This is a genomic window from Geodermatophilus sp. DSM 44513, assembly GCF_032460525.1.
GTDB lineage: Bacteria > Actinomycetota > Actinomycetes > Mycobacteriales > Geodermatophilaceae > Geodermatophilus.
The window spans coordinates 2,270,808-2,288,425 of sequence record NZ_CP135963.1; the positions used below are offsets into that span (position 1 = coordinate 2,270,808).

The 17,618-nt window shown below is 76.6% G+C and carries 18 protein-coding genes and 1 tRNA gene; 6 read left to right on the forward strand and 13 right to left on the reverse strand.

The annotated features are described in order from the left end of the window. Nucleotides 1-35: 35 nt before the first annotated feature. From RTG05_RS11005 to RTG05_RS11035, 7 genes are all read right to left on the reverse strand, one after another. Nucleotides 36-1,070, reverse strand: coding sequence for an HD domain-containing protein (locus RTG05_RS11005; protein ID WP_166528660.1), 1,035 nt, complete (start codon nucleotides 1,068-1,070; stop codon nucleotides 36-38). Beyond that, the gene (gene mshC, locus RTG05_RS11010; RefSeq protein ID WP_166528661.1) at nucleotides 1,070-2,356 is read right to left on the reverse strand and encodes a cysteine--1-D-myo-inosityl 2-amino-2-deoxy-alpha-D-glucopyranoside ligase; all 1,287 of its coding nucleotides are present in this window, start codon (nucleotides 2,354-2,356) and stop codon (nucleotides 1,070-1,072) included. The genes RTG05_RS11005 and mshC overlap by 1 nt, the downstream gene beginning before the upstream one ends. A gap of 198 nt (nucleotides 2,357-2,554) precedes the next feature. Next, the gene (locus tag RTG05_RS11015) at nucleotides 2,555-2,941 is read right to left on the reverse strand and encodes a VOC family protein (protein ID WP_166528662.1); all 387 of its coding nucleotides are present in this window, start codon (nucleotides 2,939-2,941) and stop codon (nucleotides 2,555-2,557) included. Between the two features lie 49 nt (nucleotides 2,942-2,990). Beyond that, complete coding sequence (locus tag RTG05_RS11020; protein ID WP_208104906.1) at nucleotides 2,991-3,725, reverse strand: SCO1664 family protein; 735 nt, start codon at nucleotides 3,723-3,725, stop codon at nucleotides 2,991-2,993. Nucleotides 3,726-3,754: 29 nt separating this feature from the next. Further along, nucleotides 3,755-4,306, reverse strand: a complete 552-nt coding sequence (locus RTG05_RS11025; RefSeq protein ID WP_166528664.1) for a DUF3090 family protein — start codon at nucleotides 4,304-4,306, stop codon at nucleotides 3,755-3,757. Between the two features lie 49 nt (nucleotides 4,307-4,355). After that, a complete protein-coding gene (locus tag RTG05_RS11030; RefSeq protein WP_166528665.1) occupies nucleotides 4,356-5,057 on the reverse strand; it encodes a histidine phosphatase family protein in 702 nt (233 codons plus the stop codon). Nucleotides 5,058-5,340: 283 nt separating this feature from the next. Then, nucleotides 5,341-6,174, reverse strand: coding sequence for an undecaprenyl-diphosphate phosphatase (locus RTG05_RS11035; protein ID WP_166528666.1), 834 nt, complete (start codon nucleotides 6,172-6,174; stop codon nucleotides 5,341-5,343). Nucleotides 6,175-6,343: 169 nt separating this feature from the next. Between RTG05_RS11035 and RTG05_RS11040 the strand changes: the two genes are divergently transcribed. Together RTG05_RS11040 and RTG05_RS11045 are read left to right on the forward strand one after the other, a co-directional pair. Beyond that, nucleotides 6,344-7,324 (forward strand): aldo/keto reductase, encoded by a 981-nt coding sequence (locus RTG05_RS11040; protein ID WP_166528667.1) that lies wholly within the window; start codon nucleotides 6,344-6,346, stop codon nucleotides 7,322-7,324. Next, nucleotides 7,321-9,258 carry an AAA family ATPase gene (locus RTG05_RS11045; protein ID WP_166528668.1) on the forward strand — a complete coding sequence of 646 codons (1,938 nt, stop codon included), beginning with the start codon at nucleotides 7,321-7,323 and terminating at the stop codon, nucleotides 9,256-9,258. The genes RTG05_RS11040 and RTG05_RS11045 overlap by 4 nt, the downstream gene beginning before the upstream one ends. Before the next feature lie 33 nt (nucleotides 9,259-9,291). Here RTG05_RS11045 and RTG05_RS11050 read toward each other — a convergent pair whose 3' ends face one another. Continuing rightward, nucleotides 9,292-10,041, reverse strand: coding sequence for a DUF2470 domain-containing protein (locus RTG05_RS11050; RefSeq protein ID WP_166528669.1), 750 nt, complete (start codon nucleotides 10,039-10,041; stop codon nucleotides 9,292-9,294). A gap of 89 nt (nucleotides 10,042-10,130) precedes the next feature. Then, entirely contained in the window at nucleotides 10,131-10,397 is a 267-nt protein-coding gene (locus tag RTG05_RS11055; protein WP_166528670.1) for an Rv3202a family protein, read from the reverse strand. A gap of 144 nt (nucleotides 10,398-10,541) precedes the next feature. On the opposite strand from RTG05_RS11055, the gene RTG05_RS11060 reads away from it, so the two are divergent. Together RTG05_RS11060 and RTG05_RS11065 are read left to right on the forward strand one after the other, a co-directional pair. Further along, nucleotides 10,542-10,748: a DUF5703 family protein gene (locus RTG05_RS11060; protein ID WP_166528671.1), complete on the forward strand. Its 207-nt coding sequence runs from the start codon at nucleotides 10,542-10,544 to the stop codon at nucleotides 10,746-10,748. A gap of 82 nt (nucleotides 10,749-10,830) precedes the next feature. Next, nucleotides 10,831-11,400 (forward strand): class I SAM-dependent methyltransferase, encoded by a 570-nt coding sequence (locus RTG05_RS11065; RefSeq protein WP_166528672.1) that lies wholly within the window; start codon nucleotides 10,831-10,833, stop codon nucleotides 11,398-11,400. 3 nt (nucleotides 11,401-11,403) lie between these two features. On the opposite strand, the gene RTG05_RS11070 is transcribed toward RTG05_RS11065, so the two are convergent. Together RTG05_RS11070 and RTG05_RS11075 are read right to left on the reverse strand one after the other, a co-directional pair. Continuing rightward, a complete protein-coding gene (locus RTG05_RS11070; protein WP_166528673.1) occupies nucleotides 11,404-12,207 on the reverse strand; it encodes an SDR family oxidoreductase in 804 nt (267 codons plus the stop codon). A gap of 38 nt (nucleotides 12,208-12,245) precedes the next feature. After that, the gene (locus RTG05_RS11075; protein WP_166528674.1) at nucleotides 12,246-13,565 is read right to left on the reverse strand and encodes a M20/M25/M40 family metallo-hydrolase; all 1,320 of its coding nucleotides are present in this window, start codon (nucleotides 13,563-13,565) and stop codon (nucleotides 12,246-12,248) included. Nucleotides 13,566-13,689: 124 nt separating this feature from the next. Here RTG05_RS11075 and RTG05_RS11080 point away from each other — a divergent pair, with 124 nt between their 5' ends. Both RTG05_RS11080 and RTG05_RS11085 read left to right on the forward strand, forming a co-directional pair. Next, nucleotides 13,690-14,706, forward strand: a complete 1,017-nt coding sequence (locus RTG05_RS11080; RefSeq protein ID WP_166528675.1) for a GGDEF domain-containing protein — start codon at nucleotides 13,690-13,692, stop codon at nucleotides 14,704-14,706. A gap of 51 nt (nucleotides 14,707-14,757) precedes the next feature. Then, nucleotides 14,758-14,842: transfer RNA gene (locus tag RTG05_RS11085), tRNA-Leu, on the forward strand. A 107-nt stretch (nucleotides 14,843-14,949) separates the two neighbouring features. On the opposite strand, the gene RTG05_RS11090 is transcribed toward RTG05_RS11085, so the two are convergent. Beyond that, nucleotides 14,950-16,530, reverse strand: a complete 1,581-nt coding sequence (locus tag RTG05_RS11090; protein WP_208104907.1) for a PucR family transcriptional regulator — start codon at nucleotides 16,528-16,530, stop codon at nucleotides 14,950-14,952. Then, the gene (locus RTG05_RS11095) at nucleotides 16,527-17,603 is read right to left on the reverse strand and encodes a DUF917 domain-containing protein (protein ID WP_166528676.1); all 1,077 of its coding nucleotides are present in this window, start codon (nucleotides 17,601-17,603) and stop codon (nucleotides 16,527-16,529) included. The genes RTG05_RS11090 and RTG05_RS11095 overlap by 4 nt, the downstream gene beginning before the upstream one ends. Between the last annotated feature and the right edge of the window lie 15 nt (nucleotides 17,604-17,618).

The following is a 17,618-nucleotide window of genomic DNA, read 5'->3' on the forward strand; positions in this document are numbered from 1 at the left end:
CCCGGGGCGTACGGGGACCGGGACCGGGACTGGACTCAGCGGCTGCGCAGCAGCGGGCGCATCCGGGCGGTCGCGTCCGCGCCGAACAGCCGGTCGTGGGTGGCCAGCGCGAAGCGGTCGGTCATCCCGGACACGTAGTCGACGACCTGGGTGACCGGGTCGGCCGCGGTGTCCCGGTAGGTGGGCGGGATGAGCTCGGGGTGCGTCAGGTGGTGGTCGACCAGCCGGCGGGTCACGTCGATGGCCAGCTGCTTCTGCCCCGCCGCGGTCTCCGAGACGTACACCCGCTGGAACATGAAGGCCCGCAGCTCGTGCATGGCCGCCAGCGGCTCGGGGGCCATGACCACCGCTCCGCCGTCGGCCAGCGAGCCCTCGACGACGGCGTCGATCATCGCGCCCACCATCCGGCTGCCCGGGTCGCCGAACAGCGCCCGGGCCCGCGCCGGGAGGTCGGCAACCCGCAGCACGCCGGCGCGGACGGCGTCCAGCGCGTCGTGGGACAGGTAGCCGATCCGGTCGGCGTAGCGCACGCACTCCGCCTCGCGGGTGGCCGGCGGCGGGGTGATCTTCCAGCTGTGCGCGCGGATGCCGTCGCGCACCTCCCACGTCAGGTTGAGGTGTTCGAGCACCTCGACGATCCGCACGCCCTGCGCGGCGTGGTGCCAGCCGCCGGGCACGTAGGGCCCCAGCGCGTCCTCGCCGATGTGGCCGAACGGCGAGTGCCCCAGGTCGTGGCCCAGCGCGACCGCCTCGGCGAGGGTCTCGTTCAGGCCCAGCGCGCAGGCCAGCGACCGGGCCACCTGGGTGACCTGCAGCGTGTGGGTCAGCCGGGTGACGAAGTGGTCGCCGTCGGGGTTGAGGAAGACCTGGGTCTTGTGCTTGAGCCGGCGGAACGCCTTGGCGTGCAGGATGCGGTCGCGGTCGCGCTCGAAGGCGGTGCGCAGCGGGTCCTCGGGCTCGGCGACGGCGCGGCCGCGGGACGCCGTCGAGCGGGTCGCGGCCGGGGCGAGGGCGGCCTCCGCGCGCTCCCGGGCGGCCCGGTCGACCAGGGAGAAGCCCCCGCTGCCCATCAGCGCCGGGTGCCCGCGTCCACGGTCACGCCGAGCAGGGCGTCGACCGCGTCGGCGACCACCGTCGGGGCGCCGTCGTCGGCCTCGCCGTCGGCGCCGGTGCCGGCGGCCAGCGTGCGGGCGGCCCAGGCGTCGACCAGGGCGATCGCCGCGGGGGTGTCCAGGTCGTCGGCGAGCCGCTCGCGCAGGCCCTGCAGCACCGGGGCCGCCGGGGCGCCGGCGTCGCGGGCCACGGCGCGGCGCCAGGTGTCCAGCCGCCGCTCGGCGTCGGCCAGCAGCTGCGCCGTCCAGGTCCGGTCGGTGCGGTAGTGCCCGGCCAGCAGCGCCAGCCGGATCGCCATCGGGTCCACGCCCTCGCCGCGCAGCTTGGACACGAAGACCAGGTTGCCGCGGCTCTTGCTCATCTTCTCGCCGTCCAGGCCGATCATCGCCGCGTGCACGTAGGCCCGGGCGAAGGGCTGCTTCACCCCGGTCGCCGAGGACGACAGCGCCTCGGCGTGCACGGCGGAGAACTCGTGGTGGGGGAAGACCAGGTCGCTGCCCCCGCCCTGGACGTCGAAGCCGGCGCCGATGGTCTCCAGCGCGATCGTGGCGCACTCGATGTGCCAGCCGGGGCGCCCCTGGATGCCGCGCGGCCCGGGCCAGGACGGCTCCCCCGGCCGCCGGCCGCGCCACAGCGCCGGGTCCAGCCGGTTGCGCTTGCCGGGGCGGTCGGGGTCGCCGCCGCGCTCGGCGGACAGCCGCAGCATGGTGGCCTCGTCGTAGCGGGACTCGCTGCCGAAGCCGGGGGCCTGGGCGATGTCGTGGTAGACGTCGCCGGTGCCGTCGTCCAGGACGTAGGCCAGGCCCTCGTCGAGCAGTGTCTCCACGTGGGCGACGATCCGCGGTACCGACTCGACCGCGCCGACGTAGTCGTCCGGCGGCAGCACCCGGAGCGCCGTCATGTCCTCCCGGAACAGCGCCGTCTCCCGCATGCCGAGCACGACCCAGTCCTCGCCGTCGCGCTCCGCCCGCTCCAGCAGCGGGTCGTCGACGTCGGTGACGTTCTGCACGTAGTGGACGGCGTGACCGGCGTCCCGCCACACCCGGTTGACCAGGTCGAAGGCCAGGTAGGTGGCCGCGTGGCCGAGGTGGGTGGCGTCGTAGGGGGTGATCCCGCAGACGTACATCCGCGCCACCGGACCCGGCCGGGTGTCGACGACCTCCCCCCGGGCGGTGTCGTGCAGCCGCAGGACCGGGCCGGGGCCCGGGAGGGTCGGCAGGAGCGGAGCGGGCCAGGCGAGCACGGACCGAGCCTAGAGGCGGGTGCCCACGCACCCGGCCGGCCCGTCCCCGCCGGTGGACTCCCGGACGGAGGGCGCGCCCGCGCCGGCGCCGTGGTCATCGGCGGTTGGCGGGCGTGCCCGGCGGGACGGCCTGGAACGGCCGTCCTCCAGGGGCCCGCGGCGAGCGTGCGAGGCGTGGGGGGGAAGGGTGGTCCTCTCTCAGGGCCAGGTGGTGGCGTGCCGGTCGAAGTCCTCGCCGGTCTGCACGCCGACGACGTCGAACACCAGCCCGGCGGGGTCGCGCATCTGCCAGAAGCCGCCCATGTCCTGCAGCGGCGTGGCCCCGAGCGCCACCAGCCGGGCCACCTCGGCGTCGACGTCGTCGGTCTCCACGTCGACGTGCCACCGCGGCGGCGTCCCGCGCCCGGTGCGCTGCACCTCCAGGTGGAACCCCCCGGCGAAGGCGCCGAGGGAGGACCAGTCGTCGTCCAACCGGTCCGGTTCCACCCGGTGCCCGGTCGCGGCCGACCAGAACGTCCGCCCGGCGTCGTGCACCTCCGGCGGCAGGTCGAGCATCAGGACGGCCAGGCGGCTGCGGTGCGGCACGGCGGCAACCTAGCCGGGGACGGTGTCGTCCGGTAGGACGACGGACCACTCAGAACGGCGGCCAGGGCAGCGCGGGCCACTCGCCGCTGGGCTGCGGGTGCCGGCCGGTGCGCAGCAGGTCGGCCACCCGCTGCTGGGTGCGGCGCACCTCGCGGCGGGTCAGGTGCTCGTGCAGCTGCTCGCCGAGGTCACCGAGGAGGTCGCCGGTGAGCCGCTCCAGCACCTCGACGGCCTCGGCGGTGAGCGGCTTGCCGGCCCAGCGCCACAGCAGGGTGCGCAGCTTGGGGTCCACCGAGAAGCAGATGCCGTGGTCGACGCCGTACACGTGACCCGCCGAGGTCGGGATGATGTGCCCGCCCTTGCGGTCGGCGTTGTTGACCACCGCGTCGAACACGGCCATCCGCCGCAGCCCCGGATGGTCCGAGCGCACGAACGCCGCGAGGTCGACGTCGGGGTCGCCGTCGATCCACAGCTGCACCATGCCCGGGCCGAAGGGACCCTCGCGCAGCACGGTGGGCGGCACGACCCGCCAGCCGGTGGCCTCGCTGACCAGCGCCGCGGACACCTCGCGGCCGGCGAGGGTGCCGTCGGGGAAGTCCCACAGCGGGCGCTCGCCGGCGACCGGCTTGTAGACGCACTCGGCGACCAGCTCGCCGCACTGCACCGCCCCGACCAGGGTGACGTTGGAGGCGTCGAGCATCCGGCCCTCGAGGTCGATCTCCCCCTCGCGCAGCAGGAGGAACGCCTCGGCGTCGTCGGCCGGCGGGCGCAGGTCCGGCTGCACGGGCCGCCCGCTCGCCGGGCCGGTGCCGGTCAGCGGCGGTAGCCGTTCTGCCGCGGGCACACGTGCCCGGCCGGGTCCAGCGGGAGGGAGCACAGCGGGCAGGCCGGCCGGCCGGCGGCCACCACCCGGCGGGCGCGGACGACGAAGGCACGGGCGGCGGCCGGGGTGATGGTCACCCGCAGCGCGTCGGGGCCCTCGTCGCTGTCGGAGAGGATCACGTCCTCCTCCACCGGCTCCTCGCCGGCGGCCACGGCCTCCACCACGACGGCCTGCGCGTCGCCGTCCCACGCCAGCCCCATCGCCGCGACCCGGAACTCCTCGTCGACCGGGGCGGCCAGCGGCTCCAGGTCGTCGACCTCGGCGTCCGGCGGGACGACGGTGTTGGGGCGGTTGGCGACCTCGTCGAGCAGCTCGCTCATCCGGTCGGCGAGCACCTGCACCTGGGCCTTCTCCAGCGCCACGCTGACCACCCGGCCCGCGGCGTCGGCGGCCTGCAGGTAGAAGGTGCGGTCGCCGGGCTGGCCCACCGTGCCGGCGACGAACCGGGACGGGCGCTCGAAGAGGAAGACCTGGCGGGGCACGCGCCCAGGTTACGCGGGCCGACCCGCCCGGCGCCCCGGCGACGCGAGGTCAGACGCCGGCGCCCGCACCGCCGCCGACCACCGCGTCGGAGTCCCGTCCCCGCCGGCGCCGCGGCCGCTTCTTCGGGGGGACGAGCGGGGCGACGTCCCCACCGGTGTCGTTCATCCGCACCACGAACGGCCGGGTGTCGGTGTAGGTGACGACCGACACCGAGGCGGGGTCGACGACGATCCGTTGGAACTGGTCCAGGTGCAGGCCCAGCGCGTCGGCGAGGACCGCCTTGATCACGTCACCGTGGCTGCACGCCAGCCAGACGGCGTCCGGGCCCAGCCGGGCGTTCCACTCCCGGACGGCGGCCACGGCGCGGGCCTGGGTCTGGGCCAGCCCCTCGCCCTCGGGGCCGGGGAAGACCGCGGCCGAGGGGTGCTGCTGCACCACCTTCCACAGCGGGTCCTTGGCCAGCTCCTTGATCGGCCGGTTGGTCCAGTCGCCGTAGCGGGCCTCGCCGAGCCGGTCGTCGGTGGCGGGCTCGAGGTCCCGGCCGGCCAGCACGGCGGCGGCGGTCTGCCGGCAGCGCTCCAGCGGGCTGCTCACGACGGCGGCCAGCGGCACCGGCGCCAGCCGCTCCCCCACCGCCCGCGCCTGCCTCTCGCCGGTCTCGTCGAGCTGCACGCCGGGGGTCCAGCCGGCCAGGACGCCGCCGGCGTTGGCCGTCGTCCGGCCGTGCCGCAGGAGGAGGACGGTGGTCACGACGTCCGAGCCTAGAAGGCCCCCCCTCCGCCCGCGCCTCGCGCGCTCGGCGCGGGCTCCGGCAGGAGGCGGTCACCGTGGGCCCAGGGCAACGTCGCCGGCCGCAGCCGCGCCCACCACCCGCGTCGGGTCGCTCGGCGGGCACGCGCGCTGCTGCCCGACGCCACGGTGGTGGAGCTCCCGCGGGCCAGCCACCACACGGTGCCGGTCCTGGACGCGGCCGAGGTCGCCGCGGCGATCGGCGACCACGTCGAGCGGGCGGCGCACCGCCGGTGAGGGCCGGCTACTGCGGCGCGAGGACCCCGGCGCCGACGAGGGCGAGCAGCAGCAGGCCCAGCACCACCCGGTAGACCACGAACGGCGTGAAGCTGCCGCGGTCCAGGTAACGCAGTAGCCAGGCGATCACCGCCAGGCCGACGCCGAAGGCCAGCACGGTGGCCAGGATGGTCGGCCCCCAGGACACCGACTCCCCGGCCACGCCCCCGGTCAGCGCCTCGTAGACCTGGAAGAAGCCCGAGGCCAGGACGGCGGGGACGGCGAGCAGGAAGGAGTACCGGGCCGCGGCCGCCCGCGAGTAGCCGAGGAACAGGCCCATGGTGATGGTGCCGCCGGAGCGGGAGACGCCGGGGACCAGCGCCATGGCCTGGGCGAACCCGAAGGCGATGCCGTGCCCGACGGTCAGCTGGTCCAGCTCGCGCTGCTTGCGGCCCACCCGGTCGGCCCAGTAGAGGACCACCGAGAAGGCGACCAGCGCGACGGCCACGACCCGCAGGTCGCGGAAGGTGGTCTCGATGCTGTCCTGGAACAGCAGCCCCAGGACGCCGATCGGCAGGGTGCCCACGATGATCAGCCAGCCCATCCGGGCGTCGGGGTCGCGCCGCGCCGCGCGGTCGGTCAGCGAGCGCACCCACGCGGTGAGGATCCGGCCGATCTCCCGGCGGAAGTAGAGCAGCACCGCGGCCTCGGTGCCGATCTGGGTGATCGCGGTGAACGCCGCCCCCGGGTCGCCCCAGCCGAACGCCTCCCCCACGACCCGCAGGTGCGCGCTGGAGGAGATCGGCAGGAACTCCGTGAGCCCCTGCACCAGCCCCAGGACGACGGCCTCCAGCCAGCTCATCGGCCGCTGCGCCCCCGTCGGCCGGGGCGTGCGGGGCGGGGGGCGCGGGCGGGCAGCGGGAGCACGGGAGGCCACCCTAGGCGCGCCCGTCCGGACCCCCGGGCGCGGCACGCAGGCACCCACCGCGGTCCCCGGCCCGCACCCCGACCCGCCGGTAGGTTGGCCTCCCGTGGAACAACGCGCACTCGGGCGCAGCGGGCTGGTCGTCTCCCGGCTGGCCCTGGGCACCATGACCTGGGGGCGGGACACCGACGAGGACGACGCCGCGGTGCAGCTGACCGCGTTCGTCGACGCCGGCGGCACGCTGGTCGACACCGCCGACGTCTACTGCGACGGGGACAGCGAGCGCACCCTGGGCCGGCTGCTGGCCGACGTCGTCCCCCGCTCGGACGTGCTGGTCGCCACCAAGGCCGTCGGGCGCACCGGGCACGGGCCGATGGGCCGCGGCGCCTCCCGCGGGCACCTGCTCGCCGCGCTGGACGCCTCCCTGGAGCGGCTGGGCACCGACCACGTGGACCTCTGGCAGCTGCACAGCTGGGACGACGCCACGCCGCTGGAGGAGACCCTCGCCGCCTGTGACGCCGCCGTCTCCTCCGGCCGGGTGCGCTACGTGGGCCTGAGCAACTACACCGGCTGGCAGACCGCCCAGGCCGTCACCTGGCAGCGGGCCTGGCCGGGCCGGGTGCCGGTGACGAGCACCCAGGTGGAGTACTCGCTGCTGCAGCGCGGCGTCGAGCGCGAGGTGGTGCCGGCCGCCGAGGCGCTGGGGGTGGGCGTGCTGGCCTGGTCCCCGCTGGGCCGCGGGCTGCTCACCGGCAAGTACCGGCAGGGCCCGCCGGAGGACTCCCGGGGCGCCTCCCCGCAGTGGCAGGCCTTCCTGGACGGGCTGCGCTCGGCCACCGCCGACCGGATCGTGGAGTCCGTGGTCACCGCCGCCGACGGGCTGGGCACCACCCCGCTGGCGGTGGCGCTGGCCTGGGTGCGCGACCGGCCGGGGGTCACCGCCGCCGTGGTCGGGGCGCGCACCGCCGCGCAGCTGCAGACCTCCCTGGACGCGGAGGTGGTGCGGCTGCCGGCCGCGATCCGCACCGCGCTGGAGGACGTCTCGGCGCCGTGCTCCGGCTACCCCGAGCGGCGGTACGACCGGTGAGTGCCCCCGACCCGGTCTTCGCCGCCTTCTGCGCCGCCGGCCTGTGGCCCGGACTGGGCAGGCGGGCCGCCGCCGAGCTGCCCGCCGCGGGCATCACCTCCCCCGACGACGTCACCGCCGACCGGCTCCTGAAGCTCCCGCGGGTGGGCCGCCAGCGCGCCGAACGGCTGTTCTCCGGCTTCCTGGCCGCCGCGCCCACCTACGAGGTCGTGGGGCTGCTGGTCGGCGCCGGCCTGGACGCGAAGCTCGCCTCGACCGCCGCCGACGCCCTGGGCAACGACGCCGCCCGCCGGCTGCGCGACGACCCGTGGGCGCTGCTCGGCCTCACCGGGGTCACCCTCGGCGACGCCGACCGGCTGGCCATCGCCGTGCTGCCCGGCGCGGACCGGCAGGACACCCGGCGCGGGCGGGCCGTCGTCGCGCACACGCTGCGGACGGCCACCCGCGACGGGCACACCGTGCTGCCCGTCGACCTGGTGGTCGCGGCGCTGCGCGCCGAGCAGGTCGCCGACCCGGCCGCGGCGATCGTGGCGGCGGTGGAGTCCGGCGAGGTCCTGGAGCACGAACCGCCGGAGCCGGAGGAGGACGGGTCCTCCGACACCGAGCCCCCGGAACCGGACCCCGCGCTGCGCACCCTCTCGCTGGCCCGCTACGGGATGGCCGAGGAGGCGGTCGCAGAGAACGTGGCCCGGCTGGCCGCCACCGCCGAGCGGATCGCCGACCCCGCCGCCGTCCGCAGCGTGGCCAAGGGGCTGGACGACGCGCAGAAGCAGGCGGTGGCCCAGGTGCTCGGCGCCGGCGTCTCGCTTCTGACCGGCGGGCCGGGCACCGGCAAGAGCCGCACCGTCGCCGCGGTCGTCGCACTGCTGCGCACCAAGGGCACCGACGTGGCGCTGGCCGCCCCCACCGGCCGGGCGGCCAAGCGGCTGGAGGAGCTGACCGACCACCCGGCGGTCACCGTGCACCGGCTGCTCGGCGCCCAGGGCACCTCCGGCGGGTTCGCCCGGAACGAGGAGTGGCCGCTGGACGCCGACGTCGTCGTGGTCGACGAGGCCTCCATGCTCGACGTCGAGCTCACCGCGGCGCTGCTGGAGGCCTGCCCGGACGGCACCCACCTGCTGCTGGTCGGCGACCCGGCGCAGCTGCCCTCGATCGGCCCCGGACACGTGCTCGGCGACCTGATCGACTCCGGCGCCGTGCCGGTCACCGAGCTGACCACCCTCTACCGGCAGGCCGAGGGCGGGGCGATCGCGCGGCTGGCCAACGCCGTCCGGGCCGGGCAGCTGCCACCGGTGGACTCCCCCGACCGCGAGGTCGTCGTCGTCCCGGCGTCGGGCAGCGCGGAGGCGGCCAAGCGGGTGGTGCAGCTGGTGACCGACTCCATCCCGCGGGCGCTGGGCATCGACCCGGCCACCGTGCAGGTGGTGACGCCGGTGCACCGCGGCCCGGCCGGCACCATCGAGCTGAACAAGGCGCTCAAGGCCCGGCTCAACCCCGGCGACGGCACGGTGTGGGGCTTCGACGTCGGCGACCGGGTGGTGGCCACGGCCAACCACCTGGACCTGGAGCCGATCGGCTTCGCCAACGGGGAGACCGGCGTGGTCACCGGCACCGGCGACGGCAGCCTGGACGTCGACTTCGCCTCCGGGCCGGTGACGGTCAGCGGGTCGGCGATGGGCGACCTGCGGCACGGCTGGGCGATCACCGTGCACCGCGCGCAGGGCTCGGAGTGGCCCGGTGTGGTCGTCGTCCTGCCGCCGGAGGCCGGCGGGATGCTGTCCCGCCCGCTGGTCTACACCGCGCTGACTCGTGCGCAGCGGCACCTGTCGGTCGTGCACGCCAGCGGCGCGGCGCTGGCCCGCGCGGTGAGTCAGGTCGACGTCCGCCCGCGGCGCACCCGCCTGGCCCGCCTGCTCGCCGAGGACCGGGGCTGACCCGGAGCCAATATCGCGATATTGGCGAACGGGTCACCGGGCGGCGCAGACCAGCCGGCGGGTGGCGGCCGCCAGCTGGCCCGGGCAGGTGAGCGGCCGCGGGAAGGGCACCCGCAGGTCGCGGTGGCCGGTGGGGCGCTCGATGCGCAGCCGGTAGCCCAGCCGGTCCAGGCCCAGCGGGCGGACGACGTCGCGCGGGCCGAGCTCGCCGGCCGGGATGCGGCCGCGCAGCAGGTCGAGCACCTCGGGGTGGGTGCGGTCCAGGTGCTGCAGCACCGTCGCCTCGACGGCGGCCAGCGGGTCGGGAGATGCCTCCGCGTAGGCCCGCGGGTCGACCTCGGTGCAGCGAGAACCCTCGCGCAGCACCACCTCGGCCACGTCCAGGCGCAGCAGGGTGGCCCCGCGGCCGACGTCGAGCAGCGCGCCCACCGGGCGGACGGCGGCGACGTCCAGGACGGCGGCGCGCACTGCGGACGGGTGCACCCGGGTGAGCCAGCCGGACAGCCACAGCGTGGCCCGCACCGGGTCGCGCAGCGGCACCGGCGCCCGGTCGCTGACCAGGAGGACGGCGGTGAGGTCTGCGCGGCCGGCCAGTGCGGCGTCCACCTCGCCGCCGGTGGGCACCAGCACGAAGGTGGCGCCCGCCGCGGTGGTCGCCGACGCCAGGGGCCGTCCGGCGTCCAGGCCGCGGACGCGCAGCGCGGCCGACGCCCGGCTGCCGACGGTGCGGGCGCGCTCGGCCGGCTCGGCCCGGAGCGGAGGCGCGGCAGGGCTCGTCGTCACGGGGCTCCCTCGGGGTCGACGTCCGGTCCTGTTAGGTGAGCCTAACCTGACCGGCGGGCACGCGGAAGCCGTCGACCGGGGGCGCGGGGCTACAGCGGGGCGTCGTCCTCGTCGACGGGGACGTCGGCCTGCTGCTCCAGCACGTCGGCGGGGTCGGCCTCCCGGTCCCCGACCGGACCCCGCGGGCCGCCGGCCTCCCCGGGCCGGGCGGCCAGCTGCTGCTCCAGCGCGTCGGCCTCGGGCACCTCGCCCGCCGGCGGGGTGGCCTCGCCGGCGGAGGCGACGGCCGGCGGGTCCAGGGCGGCCTGCTGCTCGGCGTGGTCGGCGTCGGGCACGTCGTTGCCGGGGGCGGTCACGTCGTCCTCCGTGTCGTCGGGGTCGGTCGTCGTCGGGTTCGGTCGTGCGGCCCGATCCTGCCGCCCCGGGTCGCATGGTCGGCGGGGGCCCCGGTCGGGGGCGGTCGCGTGACCGGCGGGCCCCTGGCGTGCACAATCGGTCGGATGGAGGCCGTCGCCGGGGAGTACGAGTTCGCGCCGCTGCGGATCCCGCCGGGCACGTCCCGGTCCGCGGCGGCGACCATGCTGAGCCTGCAGGCCGACACCGGCGGCTGGGAGCTGGCCCGGCTCCAGCTGCACGCCGACGGCACCCGCAAGGTGGTCCTGCGCCGCCGGGCCCGGCTGTCCTACCTGCCCGGACCGCACATCTGAGGCCCGGCGCGGTCGACGGCGGGCTCCCGGCGTGCCAGGGTCGTCGCGGCCAGCCGCTCCCCGGAGGGCCGGGGAGGACGACGTGCGAGACACCCTGAGCGACCGGTTCCGCTTCCTGCGCGCCTTCGTGGCCCACCCCCGGCAGGTGGGGGCGGTGCTGCCCACCTCGCGCTGGGCGGTCCGAGACATGCTCGACCTCGCCGACCTGGGGCGCGCCGGCCTGGTGGTGGAGCTGGGCGCGGGCACCGGCGTGCAGACCGGGGAGGTCCTCGCCCGGCTGGGCCCGGGCGCCCGGTTGGTGTCGCTGGAGATCGACCCGGACCTGGCCGCGCTGCTCGCGGGCCGGTACGACGACCCGAGGCTGACCGTCGTCTGCGACTCCGCGGAGAACCTCGCCGCCCACCTGGGCGACGAGCGCGCCGACGTGCTGGTCTGCGTGCTGCCGTTCACCTCGTTCGACGCCGGGCTGCGCCGCCGGGTGCTGGACCTGCTCCCGGCCGCCCTCGCGCCTGGCGGGGTGCTCCTGGTGCTGCAGTACTCGCCGTTCGTCCGGGGCGAGCTGCGCCGCCGCTTCGCGTCGGTGCAGCAGACGATCACCCCGTGGAACGTGCCCCCGGCGTTCGTGTACGCCTGCCGCGCCGATCCGGTCTGACGGTCACCGCATCGACGGTGGCCGCAGCGCCTCCGGGACGACGGCGGTCTCCCCGCTCTGCGTCCGCGCGGCCGGCACGCCCTTGAACCGGTAGGGCACGGTGCCCACCCCCGGCTGGACGACGTAGGCCGCGCCCGGCTCCCCCGAGGTCCAGGCGGCGACCATCGCGTCGGCGACCTCCTCGGCGGTGAGCACCGGGAAGCCGGCCTGGGTGAACTGGTCGCGGATCCGGTCGATGATCGCGGTGTCGGCGAACCCGGGGCAGATCGCGCTGATCGTCGTCCCCTCGCGGGCCAGGCGGGGGGCCATCGAGCGCACGAACGCGATCGCCCCGCCCTTGGCGACGCTGTAGCCGGGGTCGGTGGCCATCGGTGACAGCCCGGCCAGGGACGCCGTGACGACGATGGCGCCGCCGCCGGCCCGCCGGATCGCCGGGCGCGCCGCGAGCGCGCCGTAGACCACGCCGAACAGGTCGACGTCGACCACGTGCAGGAACTCGTCGAGGTCGACCTCGTCCTCGCTCTTGGCCGCGGAGATGCCCGCGTTGAGGTAGGCGGCGTCCAGCCGGCCGTGCCGGGCCTCGACCCGCTCCATGACGGCGGCGTTGGCCGCGCGGTCGGTGACGTCGAGGGCCTCGAACTCCGCGCCGAGGTCGGCCGCGGTGGCCCGCGCGCGGTCGCCGTCGAGGTCGGCCAGCACGACCCGGACGTCCCCGGCGAGCAGCTTGGCGGCGAGGGCGCGGCCGAAGCCGCCGGTCCCCCCGGTGACCAGGGCGACGGAACCGGGGCGGGGGGCGGGCGCGGTCACCGCTGCATCAGACCACGGCCGCTGCGCCGCGGGCGCGCTCAGCAGGCGCGCAGGAACCGGTCCAGCACGCGGATGCCGAAGCGCAGGGACTCCACCGGCACCCGCTCGTCGATGCCGTGGAACAGCGAGGCGAAGTCCAGGTCCGCCGGCAGCCGCAGCGGGGAGAAGCCGAAGCAGCGCATGCCCAGGCGCTCGAAGCTCTTGGCGTCGGTGCCGCCGCTCATGGTGAACGGCACCGGGCGGGCGCCGTCGTCCTCGGCCTTGAGCGCGGCGACCATCGCGTCGACCAGGGGGCCGTCGAACGTCGTCTCCACGGCCTGGTCGTGCACCAGCCACTCGCGCTGCACGCCCTCGCCGATGAGGCCGGCCAGCTGGCGGTCGAACTCCTCCTCGTGCCCGTGCAGGAAGCGGCCGTCGACGGTGGCGCTGGCGGTGCCGGGGATGACGTTGGCCTTGTAGCCGGCCTGCACCATCGTCGGGTTGACCGTGTTGCGCAGGGCCGCGCCGATCATCCGGCTGATGCTGCCCAGCCGGGCCAGGGCCTGCTCCGGCTCGTCGGGGTCGATCTCGATGCCGTAGGCGTCCTCGACGGCGGCGAGGAACTGGCGCATCGGCGGGGTCAGCGTCGTCGGCAGCCGCGCCTCCCCCAGCCGGGCCACGGCCTGGCACAGCCGGGTGACGGCGTTGTCGTCGTGCACGAACGAGCCGTGGCCGGGCTTCCCGCTGGCGGTGAGCCGCATCCAGGCCAGGCCCTTCTCCGCGGTCTGCACGAGGTAGAGGCGCAGGTCGTCGCGGACGGTGATGCTGAACCCGCCGACCTCGCTGATCGCCTCGGTGCAGCCCTCGAACAGGTCGGGGTGCTCCTGCACGACGTACTTGGCGCCGAGCCTCCCGCCGGCCTCCTCGTCTGCGACGAACGCCAGGACGACGTCGCGCGGCGGCTGCACGCCGGTGCGCGCCCAGTCGCGGACGAGCGCGAGGGTCATCGCGTCCATGTCCTTCATGTCCACCGCGCCCCGGCCCCAGATGAAGCCGTCGCGCTCCTCGCCGGAGAACGGGTGCACGCTCCACTCGGCCGGGTCGGCGGGGACGACGTCGAGGTGGCCGTGGACGAGCAGCCCCGGCCGGCTGCGGTCCTGCCCGGGGATGCGGGCGACCAGGCTGGCCCGCCCCCGCTCGGACTCGTGGATGACCGAGTCGATGCCCACCTCGTCGAGCTTGCCGGCGACCCACTCCGCCGCCGCCCGCTCGCCCTTGCCGGTGGCGGTGTCACCGGTGTTGGTCGTGTCGATCCGGATCAGGTCGCTCAGCAGCTCCGCGACCTCGTCCTGGGCCTGGCGCAGCGGGGTGGTCTCCACCTGGGGAGCGTAGGCGGCAGGTCCGTCCTGGACCTGGCCGGGCGGGGCGGTGGTGTGCCATCCTCCCCCGCGGACCGGGGCGCGGCGTGGCGGCCCGGTCGGCCACACCGGAGGTCTGCTGCCCATGACCGTCAGGTCCCGGGACCCGCTGGCGGCTGCCCGCAGCGCGGTGCTGATCCTGCTGTTCAGCTCGGTGGCGGTCGCCGCGTGGACGGTGGTCGAGGCCCCGGGGTCGGGTCCCGCGACCCAGGCCGTGTCCTGGACCGTCGTGCTGCTGCTGGCCGCCGCGGCCGCGGTGCACCACGGGGTGCCGCCGGGACGGCTGGACCGGCTGGGCGGCGGGGCGGTCACCGCGCTGGGCGGCGTGCTGCTGGTCTGCCTGCTGCGGGTGCTCACCGACGACACGTCGGCGGCCGCGTTCGCCTTCCTCACCTTCCCGGTGCTGTGGGCGGCGTCCCACCTGCACGGTGGCGGGGTGGTGCTGGTGACCGGTGCGGCGCTGGCGGCCGACGCCGGGACGGTGCTGCTGCTGCTGCCGGTGGAGCAGGCGCTCACCGACCTGGTGTTCTCCGGGGCGGTGCTCGTCGTGCTGGCGGTGGTGCTGCACCGGGCGGCCGACCGGCAGGCCCGGCTGGTCGCCGCGCTGCGGGAGCAGGCGGGGGTGGACGCGCTGACCGGCCTGGTCAACCGGCGGGTGTTCACCGAGGCGCTGCGCAGCGCGCCGGCCGGCCCGGGGACGGCGCTGGTGCTCATCGACGTCGACGCGTTCAAGACCATCAACGACGTGCACGGGCACCCGGTGGGCGACGAGGTGCTGGTGCACCTGACCGCGGTGCTGCGCGAGCAGGTGCGCGACCACGACGCGGTGCTCTCCCGTCTCGGCGGTGACGAGCTGGCCGTGCTGCTGCGCAGCTGCAGCGCCGACGTCGCCGCACGGCGGGCCGGGGCCCTGCTCGACGCCGTCCGGTCGGCTCCGCTGACCCTGCCCGACGGCACCCGGCTGCCGGTGTCGATCAGCGTCGGGGTGGCGCACCTGCCCGCGCCGGCCGGCGAGGTGCACGGCCTCTACACCGCCGCGGACGCCGCCCTCTACGACGCCAAGCGGGCCGGGCGGGGCCGCGTCGCGGTCGCGCCGGCCTGACCGGGGGTGCCGGGACCGGCAGGGGTGGTCGGGTAGTGTGGGCGCGCACTCGTCCGGGTGGCGGAATGGCAGACGCGCTAGCTTGAGGTGCTAGTGCCCTTTATCGGGCGTGGGGGTTCAAGTCCCCCCTCGGACACCGAGTCGACCTCCACGGCGTCACAGCTGTGGGGTCCGGTCGTCATCGGGCACCGGGAGCTTGCGGCGCGCCTCGACCCCTGGAGACCAGATCCAACCCGAGCGCACTCAGCCGTCCTGCGGCGCCTCCCGGTCGGCCGCCACGCCCATGGTGCGGCAGGCCAGGTGCAGGGCCAGCCGCTGCTCGGCGTCGGCGAGGTCGACGGCGAGCAGCTGCTGGATGCGGGCCATCCGGCCAGCGACGGTGTTGCGGTGGACGCCGAGCACGGCGGCCGTCTCGGCCACCGAGGACTCCGCGTCGAGGTAGACGCCGAGGGTGTGCAGCAGGTCCCCAGGCTGGTCCTCCAGCGGCTGCAGGAGCGACCGCGCCGCGGGCTGGAAGGTGTCGGTCCGGGTCCAGGCCAGCAGCAGCTGGGCGAGCCCCAGCTGGTCCACCTGCACGAACCGGCCGGTGTGGGGGCGGCTCGCGGCGAGCCGGCAGGCGTCCGCGGCCTCGGCGAGGCTCCGGGTCAGGCCAGCCAGGCCGGGGTGCGGCCGTCCCACACCCACCTGCGTCTCCACGACCACCGCGAGGTCCCGCTGCGAGCGGCGCAGCTTCGCGGAGTGCGCCTGGACGTCGGCGGCGCCGGGCTCGTGCGTCGTCGTCGTCCAGGCCGACCAGCCGTCACCCGACTCGACGACGACCGCGCGGACGTCCTGGGCCGCCAGCGCCGCGACGACCTCGCCGCGCAGGCCGACGGTGTCCACTTCACGCTGGGCGGCGATGCGGACGGCGGTGTGCCACCCTTCCAGCGGCCACCCCGCCGCCACCGCGCGGCGCCGGGTCGCCGCGCTGGCCGCGCCCCCGGCATTGAGCAGCTCACCCAGCAGGGACGTCCGGCTACGGGCGTCCCGCTCCGAGGTGAGGCGGCGGACCGCCAGGCGGTGCCCGAAGCCGACGGCCGCGACCGCGAGCGCTGCCGCGACCGCAGCCTCCTCTGCGGCGGGCGCCTCGGGGAGAGTCGCCGCGGCCCAGGCCGCCGTCTCGCCCCCCGGCACCACGACCGGCGCAGCAAGGACCACGACCCCCGACGGAAGGGGCAGCCGGGCGTCCTCCGCCGGGTTGCGGCTCCCGAGCGCCGCGGCCAGGGCGGCGCGGTCGGCACCGGGCACGTCCCCGACGGTCACGTGCCCGCTGCGGTCCAGTAGTGCCACCGGTCGGCGCAGGACTCGGGTGACCTCCCGGGCCAGGTCCTCGACGGTTCGCCCTGCGCGCCGGCACGCGGCCACCGTCCGCAGCACCTGCCGTGCCTGCACCTCACCGGTGCGACCGAGCAGACGACGTGCGGCCAGACCGGCCTCCAGCGGCGCCGGGCTCCCGAGGACCGGCAGGCCCACCCGGTCGGCCAGCGCCGCCGTCGCCCAGCCCACCGGCTCCGTCCCGGGTAGCACCAGGGCGGCCACTCCCGCGGCCCGGGCCCGGCGGACCAGTACATCCAGCCGCCAGTCGGTCCGGTCGACCTCGTGCAGGACCACCAGCAGCCGCCCGGCGATGGCGGCCTCGGGCACCTCCGCGGCCGGCACGATGACCACACCGGTGAGTTGCCGCGCGCCGGCATCGTCGGTCAGGCCGGCCAGCACCCGCACGCCCGTCCACTCGGGCACGTGCAGGACCGCGGTCAGGGTCGCCTCCCCCGCTGGCGGGCTCACGGCTGCCCGATCAGGATCGGCTCGGCGTCGATGCCGAAGGCCCGCGGCCCGACCCGGTCCAACCGGCCCCGCTCCGGCCACCAGGAGGGACCCGGAAGGGCGAGCACGAGCACCTCGTTGCCCGGGCGGACCTCGTCGACCGCCAGCGGGACGCCGGTGCGCCGGTCCACCACGCACAGCAGGTCCGGGCAGGTCGCGACCGGTTCACCGTCGCGGAGCGCCAGGAGGTACTCGTTCTCCGCCTCCAGCCGCACCACGGCGGAGTCCTCGCCGTCGACGACGGTCACGCTGCCCCGGCCGAACCCGCCCGACGCCGCGTGCCGACCGACGTCCAGCACCCGGCCGGAGGCCAGCAACCGGCTGCCCAGCGCACCGGCCAGCGCCTCCGGTCGCGTGCCCGACCCCAGGTCGAGGGCCACGCGGCCGAGGTCGCAGGCCCGGGCGAGGCCGCCGGTCACGCAACGCTCCCGCACCAGGGACGCCGGGATCGGGGGCAGCGCGAGCGCCGCCCAGCCGCCGGACTCGGCGAGCAGGGCACGGGCGCTCCGCTCGAGACCGGATGCGTCGGCGCCGTCCACGAGCAGCGTCGGCCCACCCGGCTCGCGCATCGCGCACGGTGTCACCGGCTGCCCGCAGGCGGCCCAGGTGAACTGGTCGAGCCGCGGCATCGCCCGGCCCATCAGGTCGGCGTCGACGAACGGCAGGCCGAGGTCCAGCGCGGCCACAGGACCGCTCAACCCGTTGAGCCCGCCGACCTCCAGGCTCATGACCGCAGCCGGGCGCGCCCCCGTCCACCGGATCAGCGCTCCGACAGCCATGACGAACTCCGTGCCCTCGGGCAGCTTCTCGCCGAAGAGCCGCGTGGCGCCGACCACTCCGACCGGCACGACCAGGGCGTCGCCGAGCTCACCGGGGTCCCGGACCTCCAGCGGCGCGCTCCTCAGCCGGCGGCGCAGGACGTGGGCGAACGTCGCCGCGTCCCCTCCCCCGCCGGAACCGAGCAGGGACACGCCCCGGGTCAACGCGGCGACGTCGGCCGCGTCGATCCTGCTCAGCCCCGGGGACCACGGCATGAGGCGATCGTGCCA

Bases quoted from the DNA above. Each gene is read 5' to 3' on its own strand.
- RTG05_RS11005 (WP_166528660.1), bottom strand. From the start codon at position 1,070: ATGGGCAGCGGGGGCTTCTCCCTGGTCGACCGGGCCGCCCGGGAGCGC.
- RTG05_RS11035 (WP_166528666.1), bottom strand. From the start codon at position 6,174: ATGAGCTGGCTGGAGGCCGTCGTCCTGGGGCTGGTGCAGGGGCTCACG.
- RTG05_RS11060 (WP_166528671.1), top strand. From the start codon at position 10,542: ATGGAGGCCGTCGCCGGGGAGTACGAGTTCGCGCCGCTGCGGATCCCG.
- RTG05_RS11080 (WP_166528675.1), top strand. From the start codon at position 13,690: ATGACCGTCAGGTCCCGGGACCCGCTGGCGGCTGCCCGCAGCGCGGTG.
- RTG05_RS11095 (WP_166528676.1), bottom strand. From the start codon at position 17,603: ATGCCGTGGTCCCCGGGGCTGAGCAGGATCGACGCGGCCGACGTCGCC.